This is a genomic window from Brucella sp. BE17, assembly GCF_039545455.1.
GTDB lineage: Bacteria > Pseudomonadota > Alphaproteobacteria > Rhizobiales > Rhizobiaceae > Brucella.
In genome coordinates this window covers 1139572-1150869 of sequence record NZ_CP154468.1, presented here as the reverse complement: position 1 = coordinate 1150869, position 11298 = coordinate 1139572, and the positions used below count along the sequence as shown (strand labels likewise).

The following is an 11298-nucleotide window of genomic DNA, read 5'->3' as shown; positions in this document are numbered from 1 at the left end:
GAAGGGAACAATGCTTGGCATTTTTTAATATGCTGCGCGGCACTTATCCGTGCGTCGTATAAGATTTACGTAAACGTCACATCAGCCTTCAAAGTTCGACCAGATGATCGTCAAGTTCGTTGAGATTATGCGCTCCCGCAGGAAAGTGATTTTCCAGCAGTGACCCAGCCTGAGCGATAGCCAGTACGAACCCTTCTGCGATTTGCTGGCGTGAAGCATGGTGTGTCAGCATGGCGACAATGCCGTTCCATTCGTCCTGTTCGACGCGCGCATGAATGCCCGCATCGGCGATCACCTCGGCATAATGCTCGGCCATGGAGACGAAAAGCAGAATGCCGGTGCGATGTTCAGTTATGTGGACATTGCGTGCCAGAAACTGCTGCACCGCGTTGAGGTGTGCACGTTTGTAGCGAATACGATGCGGCACCAGAAGAAGGCGAATAGACGGAAATAGCCAGAGCACCAGCATGGCTGTGAGGAATGCTGCCAGAACCGCAAGACCAAACATCGCCAGGCGAATATCGAACCAGAACCAATGTGCCAGAAACGCTGCCATCACTGAAGCAATCAGAACGCCGCAGGTTGCAACGAAACCGGCGGCAAAGAAGTAATCATCGCTGGAACGTGCCAGTACGGCATAAATTTCGCCGCTCGTATTGGCTTCCGCCTGACGGATCGCCTCCGCGATGCGTTGGTGATCTTCGGGGCCGATAAGATTATTCTCTGTCAAGATTGTCTCCTTACCAACTGCCCGAAGCGCCGCCGCCGCCCGATGAGCCGCCGCCACCTGAAAAACCGCCGCCACCCCCGCCAGACGACCATCCACCGCCGCCGGACGACGAGCCGCCACCGCCACCGCCTGAGCCGCCGCGGTTGTTGTAGTCGACGATCGTCCCCAGCCATTCATATTTACCAGGGCCGATCTTGCGGCCAAAGATCGGCGTCAGAATCGCCATACCAAAACCGCCAAAGAAAATCAGGCACCAGAAGGTGATGAAGATGACGAAAACCCAGTCGGTGCCGCCAGAACTGGAGGTGACGCTGGTCTGGGCGTTGCGCTTGGCACGCGCCTCCAGCTCGGCACCGTCGCCTGAGAGGACCGACAGGATGGCGTTCACCCCCTGCACAACGCCATTGGAATAATCACCCTTGCGAAATTCGGGAATAATTGTGCCGTTGATGATGACGCTTGAAAGCGCATCCGTCATGGTGCCTTCCAGCCCGTAGCCTACTTCGATGCGCACCTTACGATCATTGGGTGCGACCAGCAGAAGAATGCCGTTATCTTCTTGGCGCTGGCCGAGCGCCCATGCGCGAAACAGCCTGTTAGCATAGGTTTCGATATCTTCGCCACCAAGGCTTGGAACAGTGACAACCACCACTTGATCGGATGATTTTGCTTCAAAATCGGCAAGCTTTTGCGTGAGCTTCTGTCGCTCTGCAACATCAATGATGCCAGCATCGTCCACGACGCGACCGCTTAAGACCTGCGTGGTTTTTGATGCGTCCTGTGCGTGAACATGGCTCGCGAGAAAGGCTGCAAACACAAACAGGAAGAGTGCCACGAGCGTCCGCGGCCCAAAAGAGCCACGAACCGTTCTACGTTGGAAAAGCATTGCAGCCACGAAAAGCCCGATCAGTTGTTAAAATTGACCTGAGGCGCGCTCTGGCTTGTCGCATCGGCGCTGAATGTCTGCATCGGCTCAGCGTCGCGGAACCAGATCCATGTCCAGATCATTGTCGGCATGGTCTTGATAGCCGTATTATAGACGCGCACGGCCTCGATATAATCACGACGTGCGACTGCGATACGATTTTCTGTGCCTTCAAGCTGCGATTGTAGCGCGAGGAAGTTCTGGTTGGCTTTGAGGTCGGGATAGCGCTCGACCACCACCATCAGGCGGGAAAGCGCGCTGGTCAGATTGGCCTGATTGTCCTGGAATTGCTTGAAGAGTTCGGGATTATTGAGCGTTTCCGGTGTAATCTGCACCTGTGTCGCCTTGGCGCGGGCATCAATCACCGCCTGAAGCGTCTCCCTTTCATGCGCAGCGTAGCCCTTCACTGTTTCCACCAGATTGGGCACCAGATCGGCGCGGCGTTGATACTGGTTCTGCACTTCACTCCATGCAGCCTTGGCCCGCTCTTCATTGGTCGGGATCGTGTTGAAACCGCAGGCTGACAGCAGAGGAACCAGAATGGTCAGGCCGAGAACAGCGAGAATGCGGTTGAACGCGAAAGAACGGATAGCGGTCGATGCCCTTGTGGGCGTCATCGTGGGGGCCGTCATAGGGTTCTCCGTAGAAACGACGCCACATTGAGCGCCTGAATACGACCTAGCTCGCATTATTATCTTCGCGACAATGCGTGCCGTTAAATCAACAAGATAGTTAGTTTTTCTGTGAGGTCTAGTCGATTCACAATTGATAACGTGTGTACATGAAAAAAAGCGGCGGATTGCTCCGCCGCTTTTTTTATTACAAAACGTGTAAATATTACTCGCTTGCGGCTTCTTCAACTGGCGCTTCAGCGGCAGCAGCCGCTTCCGCAGCCTTGGCAGCAGCTTCTTCTTCAGCCTGCTTGGCCATGGCAATACGCTCCTGCGCCTTCTTGCCCGGTTCACCCTTGGTTGGGTTGGCACGAGCCGGACGCTTTGCAAGACCAGCCTGGTCGAGGAAACGCAGAACGCGATCGGTCGGCTGCGCACCTTGCGAAATCCAATGCTGGATACGATCAGCGTCGAGCTTCACGCGCTCGGCATCCTTGGGCAGAACTGGGTTCCACGAACCCACAGCCTCGATGAAGCGGCCGTCACGCGGTGCGCGAACGTCTGCAACGACGATGTGGTAGTAAGGGCGCTTCTTGGAGCCAGCGCGGGCAAGGCGAATTTTCAGAGCCATTGTTTTCTTCCTTTAATCAAAATGTTTTGCCTTGATGGCAACTTAGGTTCCACTGTGATTGGCAGCGGTATGCTCATGATGCCGAATGACTTCCTTCACGATGAAGTTCAGGAATTTTTCGGCAAAATCGGGATCGAGATGGGCATCGGTCGCAAGGGCGCGCAGACGCTCCACCTGACGTTTTTCGCGCGCCGGATCCGCGGCAGAAAGGCCGCGCTCGGCTTTCAGGACACCCACAGCCTTCGTGCAGCGAAAGCGCTCGGCGAGCATGTGAATGAGTGCGGCATCGATATTGTCGATGGAGGCACGCAGAGCGAGCAATTCAGCAGGGACAGTGTTGTGTTCGTCAGCCATGGTGTTCACTTCTTCTTCGGCAAACCAGGCAGGCCGCCACCTAAGCCACCGCCGAGACCGGGAAGCTTGGGTCCACCCAAGCCGGGCAATCCACCGGGCAGCCCACCCTTGCCAAGGCCGGAAGCCTCGGCTTGCTTGGCAAGCGCTTCAAGTTGTTTTGGGTCCATCTTGGACAGATCAGGCATGCCGCCCATTCCTCCACCAAGGCCCATTTTGCCAGCAAGCCCCCCCATCATCTGCTTCATCATTCCGCCTTTGCCCTTGCCCATGGCTTTCATCATGTCGGCCATCTGGCGGTGCATCTTGAGCAGCTTGTTGATATCGGCAGCATTGGTTCCCGAACCCTTGGCAATGCGCTGTTTGCGGCTGTGCTTGAGGAGATCGGGATTGGCGCGTTCGGTCTTGGTCATGGAACCGATGATCGCAAGCTGGCGGTCAAAAATCTTGTCATCAAGACCGGCTGCTGCCACTTGATCCTTCATCTTGCCCATGCCGGGCATCATACCCATGATGCCACCCATGCCGCCGAGCTTTTTCATCTGACCCAGTTGGTCGGCAAGATCATTGAGATCGAACTTGCCCGACTGCATCTTCTTGGCCATCGCAGCGGCTTTTTCCGCATCGATGTTTTCGGCTGCTTTTTCGACGAGCGAAACAATATCGCCCATCCCGAGAATCCGGTCGGCAATACGCTTGGGGTAGAATTCCTCAAGCGCATCCATCTTTTCGCCGGTAGCGATAAGCTTGATTGGCTTGCCGGTGATGGCACGCATCGAAAGGGCGGCACCGCCACGACCGTCACCATCCATACGGGTAAGAACAATACCGGTGATGCCAACGCGTTCGTCAAAATTGCGGGCCAGATTGACGGCGTCCTGACCCGTCAGGCTATCAGCCACCAACAGGATTTCATGCGGATTGGCGGCCTTGCGGATATCCGCCATCTCCACCATCAGCGGCTCGTCTATATGCGTGCGGCCTGCGGTATCGAGAATGACCACATCGTGACCGCCGAGTTTCGCGGCCTGCACGGCGCGTGCAGCAATCTCGACCGGCGACTGCCCGGCAATGATCGGCAATGTATCGACGGACGTCTGGGTTCCGAGCTGGCGAAGCTGTTCCTGTGCTGCCGGGCGACGCGTATCAAGCGACGCCATCAGCACCTTTTTGCGCTGGCGTTCGGTCAGACGCTTGGCGATTTTGCCGGTGGTTGTGGTCTTGCCCGAGCCTTGCAGGCCCACCATCATGATGACGACCGGAGCAGGCGCATTGAGATCAAGCGTGACGCCTTCGGTGCCCAGCATCTCGACAAGCTCGTCATGAACGAGCTTGACGACCATCTGTCCGGGCTTGATGCTTTTGAGGATTTCGGCGCCTACGGCTTTTTCGCGCACCTTATCGGTGAAGGAGCGAACCACTTCCAGCGAAACATCGGCTTCGATTAGAGCACGACGCACTTCGCGCAGCGCTGCCGTAACGTCGCTTTCGGAGAGCGCGCCGCGTCCGGTCAGGCCGTTCAGAATGGAGCCAAGGCGCTCCTGAAGTGATTCAAACATCAACTTTTCCTTTTATCCGGGAATGGGCGGAAAACTTCATCCGGGATAGATCGTTCCGCATGATTGCAAGTTCAATAAGCGACCAAAGCGATACAGCACCCGAGGGCGCATCGCGCTGTCGGGTGTGGACCTCCGGGATCGTTTTATACCATAATGGGTCCCGGTCGGTGGCTCGCGTTCTTGTAAAGCGCGGACAGATTGGAGGCTGGATACGGGCTGATGTATATAATGTCAAGTAAATTGCCGCAATTTCACCTGCCTAATATCAGAACGTCGATGACAACATAGGCGTGTAATGGCAGATTTCCCGCTAGGCGAATCAGTTTCGCGGAACAGTTTACAAGGAGAAACGAATGGCGTTGACTGCTAAGGGCCGCATTTGGACGGCGACAGTTCTTGCGGCCGGCATGTTTGCGGGCATTCATGCGGCCGAAGCTGCGCAATGCGGCAACAATGCCACCGGCTACAATGCATGGCTGCAACAGACGCTCAAGGAAGCGCCCGGCCGCGGTATCGGCAATCGTGGGATCAATGCACTGAGCAATACCAAATATGCTCAGGCCACCATCAATGCCGACCGTAATCAGAAAAGCTTCAAGCTTACCTTTGAGCAGTTCATGCAGAAACGTGGTGCCAATACCATTATCCAGCGCGGTCGTGCGATGAAGAAGCAAAATGCTGCTCTCTTTGCCAATATTGAAAAGCGCTATGGCGTGCCTGCCGGTCCGCTGATCGCCATTTGGGGTATGGAAACCGGCTTTGGTGCTTATCTCGGCAAGCAGCACACGCTTTCGGCGGTCGCGACACTCGCCTATGATTGCCGCCGCAGCGACTTTTTCACCACCCAGCTATATGCGGCGCTCAAGCTCATCGACCGTCAGGATCTCGCCCCCAATGCTGTTGGTGCGATGCATGGTGAAATAGGCCAGACCCAGTTCCTACCGGCAAATGTACTCAAATACGGTGTAGATGGCGATGGCAGCGGTCATATTGATATGGTCCGCTCGAAAGCCGATGCGCTTTATTCAACCGCCAACTTCTTGGTTGGCCACGGCTGGCGTCGTGGGGCGGGCTACCAGCCTGGTGAAGCCAATTATGGCGCAATTCAGGGATGGAACGCTGCACAGGTTTATCAGCGCGCTATTGCCGTCATGGGCAAGGCGATTGACGGAAACTGATCAGCACCTTTTTCCACAATAGATAAAAAACCCGGCTTCAGCCGGGTTTTTTAATGTTGGAACCTGTGTTTAAAAAGATGGTCAGGCATCAGCTTGCCTGTGCGGGTTCCTGGCCGATTTCCGGGCGGTTGAAATCTCCGCTCTGGTGATCCATCACCCATAGTTCGCCGCTGGAAATGTCGAACCATGCGCCATGTAGCGACAGCTTTCCCTTTTTCTCCATAGCATCGACAAAAGGAAAGGTGCGCAGATTGTTGATGGAGTAGCGGATAGAAATACGCTCAAGCGCCGTCTGCCGCTCACCGGACGTCATCAGTGCATTACCGCCGATGGTCTCCGCCGCAGGTGCAATCAGGCTCATCCATTTGCCGATGAAGTCGCTGGATGAGAGCGGATTACTTTCGGTGTCGAGAGCCGCTTTGATGCCGCCGCAACGCCCATGGCCCATGACGACGATATGCTTGACCTTGAGGCTCTGTACGGCAAATTCGATTGCAGCGGAGGCCGCATGATATTCACCATCCGGCTCAAAGGGCGGAATAAGGTTTGCAACGTTGCGCAAGACGAAAATCTCGCCCGGCGCGGCGTTGAATATGGTTTCAGGCGCCGCACGCGAATCGCAGCAGGCGATCACCAGCGTCTGAGGAGATTGCCCCTTGTCAGCGAGCTCGCGATACCGCCTGGTTTCGTGGCTGTAATGCTCGCCCATGAAGGAGCGATAGCCGTTTAAAAGTGTTTCTGGAAGATCTACCATAGCGCCTAAATATCCTGATCGGAAATTGGGGGCAATCGAAAAACTACGCCGATTGTTATCTTGGCGCGCTGGCTATCAAAGGCGGGTAAAGCCAACACTCTCAGCCTTTCCGACCTGTGCAGCGGGAATGGAAAAGATGCCTGTACGACCGTCGGGTGCACCACAAACGCTAATATGGCTTTTACCGTCGTGCCCCTGTTTTTTTGAGAGAACCTTCACGCCTGCCTGCGTAAGCGCATCGCTGAGCTTTTCAAGCGCGTCGCCCTGGCCTTGCTCGCACTGGCGTGTTCCGAGCGTTTTGGAGACCGCGACATTTTCTTGCATCATTGTGCCGTTGCAACCGGAAGCGACTGTAATCACGCATAAAAGGGAGGCCAAACCCGCCCGCTGTTTCAGATGCATGCGTGCCTCCGGATGTTTGTATAACGTGTTGGGGTGTGAAGGTGCTATGCGCGCAACCCCTTGGTCGGATGCACCAGCCGCCGTGTCTGCACCATCGCCATTGGTGTCGCAAGGCTTGAGGCGTCGGCCTCAAGCATCAATTCGTCCGCGCCACGCTTGGCGGTTCGGGCAAGAATTTCAAATACAGCCGCAGTTGTGCCCTGGAGTATCTTTTCTTCTGAAAGACCAGAAAGGCGGCGGGCGAGAAACACGGCTGAGGTGAGATCTCCAAGCCCGTTGGTTGGTCCGTCCACACGGCGATGCTCGGCCATCAGTGCCGTTGTCGGCGTCAGCAATATATTGCCAATGCTGCCCGCCATCATCGGGTAGGCGGATGTGATCAGCATGGTTGCAGGTCCCGTGCCAAGGGCCGCTTCCATCAAGGCGTTATTGTCTTCAAGGGGCACACCCGTGAGCCAGGCAAGCTCGAAACGGTTGGGTGCTGCAATATCGGCGAGTGGGAGAAGCGTATCCCGGATACCCGTCGCAATCGCTTCAGATACATAGAGGCCGCCTTCATCGCCGATCACCGGATCGCAGAAATAGGTCACGTCCGGATGTTTTTCCTTCACTGCCTTAACAAAACTTGCGACAGAGGAAACCTGTGCGGGGTCGCCGAAATAGCCGGAGATGATCGCACCGATCTCACCAAGCCATGGTGCGCGCAACAGGTCCTGCATCAGCTGTTCGAATTCTTCAGCCGGAGCAACAATGCGTCCCGCCGGTCCGTGGCCCGGATGCCAGGGCAAAACAATTGTCGGCACAGCCCAAACTGGAAAACCGAGGCTTTCCAGTGCGAACACGACAGCGCGGTTTCCGACCGAACCGCGTACGACATGGCTGGAAATAACGATGACGGTGGTTTTGTCGGAAGGCATGGAATTTGTCATGAATGCAGCCGATTTGACAGGAGATAGAGAAGAAGCCAGCCGATGATTGCCAGCGTGATGAGAAGGCCGATAAATCGCCCAATGCGAGTGGCCCAGACTTCGATATGGTCATTTTCCGGAGCGTCGTCAGCCGCAAAATGGCTGGCTGTGCGCGTAAGGCCGCGCCGTACCATGCTGTCGGCACCACTTTGTTCAAGGCGCTCCAGAATGCGCCGTGATTCAGTCGCACGTTCCAGCTCGCTCTTGTTCTTATCCGGTTCTGCCTCTCGGCGTTCAGCCATCGACACCATGCCTTGCAAAACGACTCGTCACCTTAAGACCAACTTATAGATCATTTCCGACGTAAACACGTAGCGGTTTCGTACGATGGGGGCTTAATCGGCAAGCACCAGAATATCATGGGCAGCAAAATGAACTTTAACCTTGTCGCCGCGCTGGGGCGGTGGGTGTGTTGGATCATTGAAGGTGTCGAATGACAGCCGATTTTGCCCGAGCAACACGCGGGTGCGGATGACGGAACCCAGAAAATGCACATCTTCGATTGTTGCATCAAGTGCTGTATCGTGGCTCTTGCGCGCTTCCAGGCTGATGGCTTCGGGACGCAGCGCCAGAGTCACGGTCTGGTCTTTGGAGTGGTTGCCGAGCGCGTCTTTCACGACAATGCTGTGTCCGTCGAGGTCGATGCGGTTTTCATCCGGTGCGCTGACGGTTGCTTCGAGCATATTGAGCGTGCCGACAAAAGAGGCCACGAAGCGGGATGCGGGTCGATTGTAAACTTCGAATGGGGAGCCAATCTGATCGGCGCGGCCTTCATGCATGACGACGATGCGGTCCGAGATCGACAGCGCCTCTTCCTGATCATGGGTCACGAAGACGGTGGTGATGCCGAGCTTCTGCTGGATGGCACGGATCTCCTCACGCAGCGAAATGCGGATTTTGGCATCGAGTGCTGAAAGCGGTTCATCGAGCAGCAGGACCTGTGGCTTGGTGGCGAGTGCGCGCGCCAGCGCCACGCGCTGCTGTTGGCCACCCGACATCTGGTAGGGGTAGCGGTCGGCGAGATGATCAAGCCGGATGAGATCCAGCATTTCGTTGACCGTAGCGTCGATTTCCGCCTTAGGTTTTCCCGCTACACGCAGACCGAACGAGACGTTCTGCGCGACCGTCATATTGGGAAAAAGCGCGTAGGCCTGAAATACCATGCCGATATTGCGCTGGTTGGGCTTGAGGTCGACGACGTCCTTGCCGTCGATCTCGATCGAACCAAAATCGGCACTTTCAAAACCTGCAATCATGCGCAGCACGGTGGTCTTACCGCAGCCCGAAGGGCCGAGAAAGGAGACGAATTCACCTTTGTTTACGGCAAGACTGAAATCATGGACAACCGTGCTGGTGCCAAAGCTTTTTTTGAGGTGCTTGAGATTAAGAAAAGCCATGCATGTTACCCGGCGTTTGTCTTGAATTTATTGAAGCGCGAGACGAGTTGCAGCATGATGATGGCAAACCATGTAATGCCGAACGAAATGATCGCAAGCGCCGAGGGCTCATAAGCGCGGTTGGCGCCCACGAGTTGCAGATACGGCCCGAAGGCGGGACGGTTTAAAAGCGAGGCCAGCGTGAACTCGCCGATCACGATTGCAAACGTGATGAAGGCCCCACTCATCACACCTGAAATCACATTGGGGAAGATGATCCGAAACAGGATGCGGCCCCAGCCAGCGCCGAGGCTTTGGGCGGCCTCGGTCAAGGTGTTGACGTCGATTGTGCGCATGGCGGTGTCGACGGCGCGATACATGTAAGGCAGCGACAGCGTCATATAGCCGAACATCAGTAGCAGGTCTGTGGCCCGCGTCGAGGATGTGAACGGCAGCCACGACGATGAGTTATAGATGCGCAAATAGCCGAACACGATAACGATCGCTGGAATGACCAGCGGCATCAGCGTGATGAATTCCATTACTGGTCTCAATTGCGGCAGACGCAGGCGTACCCAATAGGCGGTGGGCACCACCAGCAGCACACCGAAAACGATGGTAAATAGCCCAAGCAGGATGGAATAGCCAAAGGTTGCCTGAAAATTCGGATCAGAAAAGACGACGCGATAGGCGTCGAAGGAATATTCACCGCGGCGCATGCGAAGCGAAAATTCAAATGTGCCGATCAGTGGCACAAGGAAATAGACTGCACCGATGACAAACGCGATCCAGGCACCGATTTTCTGCGTTGCTGAGCCTTTCATCGCTGCCACCTTTCGGCGCGCATGCGCAGCCAGATATAGATGAGGTTCGATACGCCGGTGATCACGATCATGCCGAGCGCAAGCGCATAGCCAAGATTTTGATTATGCAGTACATCGCCGCGGATCTGCGCATAAAGCAGGATCGGTACAATATTGAGCGATGAACCGGTCAGCGCATACGCGGTTGCAATAGCCCCAAAAGCGTTGGCGAAAAGCAGCAGTGTCGTGCCGAGCAGGCTTGGCCACAGAATCGGAAAAGCCACCATGCGCCAATATTGAAAGCTGCTTGCGCCCAGAATGGAGGATGCCTCGCGCCATTCTTTTTTCAGGCCATCAAGTGCGGGCGTGAGGATAAGCACCATCAGTGGGATCTGGAAGAAGAGATAGGTCAGCGTCAGGCCGAAAAAGCTTAACAGGTTGAAGCCTGTTCCATAAAGATTAAAGCCGAACCATTCGCGCAGCAGGATGGTGACGAAGCCCGTGCGTCCGAGTGTTGCGAGAAAGGCGAAGGCAAGTGGGACACCGGCAAAGTTGGATGCGACGCCTGAAAAGGTCAGCACGGTTGGGCGCAAGACACGCGGCAGATTGCCGAGTACCACGGCCCAGGCAAGGAAAAAACCGATGATTGCACCGCCAATAGCCGATGCAAGGCTGACCTTTATCGAAACCCAGTAGGCGCTGAGAATTTGCGGCTGGAACAGGTCCTTAATATTCTGAAATGTGAAATTCCCTGCCGGGTCCTGAAAAGCACCAACGACGAGATACATTGTCGGCCAGAGCAGAAAGAGAATGGCAAACAGGAAAAAAGGTGCAACGCCAACCCAAGCCAACGGCAATTGACGCTTGCGCTTTTGTTTGGGGCGGCCCTGATCGGCACTCCCGTCATCGAGAGTTACGGCTGTATCGGCTGTGGAGCTCATGCGTTCCTTCTTTAAAGCACCGTCCACACGATGCCACCCGTTTTTGTGCACAATCAGCTTCGAAATGAA

General features: G+C 55.5%; 14 protein-coding genes. 1 reads left to right on the top strand and 13 read right to left on the bottom strand.

Annotated elements, in window-relative coordinates; all coding sequences use genetic code 11:
- Positions 1–88: 88 nt before the first annotated feature.
- The 6 genes from AAIB41_RS16580 to ffh all read right to left on the bottom strand — a co-directional run bounded on the left by AAIB41_RS16580 (position 89) and on the right by ffh (position 4807).
- Complete coding sequence (locus AAIB41_RS16580; RefSeq protein WP_343315109.1) at positions 89–730, bottom strand: TPM domain-containing protein; 642 nt, start codon at positions 728–730, stop codon at positions 89–91.
- 10 nt (positions 731–740) lie between these two features.
- Positions 741–1616 (bottom strand): YgcG family protein, encoded by an 876-nt coding sequence (locus AAIB41_RS16575; protein WP_343315108.1) that lies wholly within the window; start codon positions 1614–1616, stop codon positions 741–743.
- 20 nt (positions 1617–1636) lie between these two features.
- On the bottom strand, positions 1637–2272 hold the full coding sequence (locus AAIB41_RS16570) for a LemA family protein (RefSeq protein WP_343316108.1): 636 nt from the start codon (positions 2270–2272) through the stop codon (positions 1637–1639).
- Positions 2273–2492: 220 nt separating this feature from the next.
- Positions 2493–2897, bottom strand: a complete 405-nt coding sequence (rpsP, locus tag AAIB41_RS16565; protein ID WP_343315107.1) for a 30S ribosomal protein S16 — start codon at positions 2895–2897, stop codon at positions 2493–2495.
- Positions 2898–2939: 42 nt separating this feature from the next.
- Positions 2940–3251: a chorismate mutase gene (locus AAIB41_RS16560; RefSeq protein WP_343315106.1), complete on the bottom strand. Its 312-nt coding sequence runs from the start codon at positions 3249–3251 to the stop codon at positions 2940–2942.
- Between the two features lie 5 nt (positions 3252–3256).
- On the bottom strand, positions 3257–4807 hold the full coding sequence (gene ffh, locus AAIB41_RS16555) for a signal recognition particle protein (RefSeq protein WP_343315105.1): 1551 nt from the start codon (positions 4805–4807) through the stop codon (positions 3257–3259).
- A gap of 353 nt (positions 4808–5160) precedes the next feature.
- Between ffh and AAIB41_RS16550 the strand changes: the two genes are divergently transcribed.
- Entirely contained in the window at positions 5161–5985 is an 825-nt protein-coding gene (locus AAIB41_RS16550; protein WP_343315104.1) for a lytic murein transglycosylase, read from the top strand.
- 88 nt (positions 5986–6073) lie between these two features.
- Here AAIB41_RS16550 and AAIB41_RS16545 read toward each other — a convergent pair whose 3' ends face one another.
- The 7 genes from AAIB41_RS16545 to AAIB41_RS16515 all read right to left on the bottom strand — a co-directional run bounded on the left by AAIB41_RS16545 (position 6074) and on the right by AAIB41_RS16515 (position 11229).
- A complete protein-coding gene (locus AAIB41_RS16545; protein WP_343315103.1) occupies positions 6074–6739 on the bottom strand; it encodes a carbonic anhydrase in 666 nt (221 codons plus the stop codon).
- Positions 6740–6814: 75 nt separating this feature from the next.
- Entirely contained in the window at positions 6815–7141 is a 327-nt protein-coding gene (locus AAIB41_RS16540; RefSeq protein WP_343315101.1) for a hypothetical protein, read from the bottom strand.
- Between the two features lie 44 nt (positions 7142–7185).
- A complete protein-coding gene (pdxY, locus tag AAIB41_RS16535) occupies positions 7186–8070 on the bottom strand; it encodes a pyridoxal kinase PdxY (protein ID WP_343315100.1) in 885 nt (294 codons plus the stop codon).
- Positions 8067–8351, bottom strand: coding sequence for a hypothetical protein (locus tag AAIB41_RS16530; RefSeq protein ID WP_343315099.1), 285 nt, complete (start codon positions 8349–8351; stop codon positions 8067–8069). Before AAIB41_RS16530 ends, pdxY begins: the two co-directional genes overlap by 4 nt.
- Positions 8352–8444: 93 nt before the next feature.
- A complete protein-coding gene (locus AAIB41_RS16525; protein ID WP_343315098.1) occupies positions 8445–9506 on the bottom strand; it encodes an ABC transporter ATP-binding protein in 1062 nt (353 codons plus the stop codon).
- Between the two features lie 5 nt (positions 9507–9511).
- The gene (locus tag AAIB41_RS16520; protein WP_343315097.1) at positions 9512–10309 is read right to left on the bottom strand and encodes an ABC transporter permease; all 798 of its coding nucleotides are present in this window, start codon (positions 10307–10309) and stop codon (positions 9512–9514) included.
- On the bottom strand, positions 10306–11229 hold the full coding sequence (locus AAIB41_RS16515; RefSeq protein ID WP_343315096.1) for an ABC transporter permease subunit: 924 nt from the start codon (positions 11227–11229) through the stop codon (positions 10306–10308). The genes AAIB41_RS16520 and AAIB41_RS16515 overlap by 4 nt, the downstream gene beginning before the upstream one ends.
- Positions 11230–11298 lie beyond the last annotated feature (69 nt).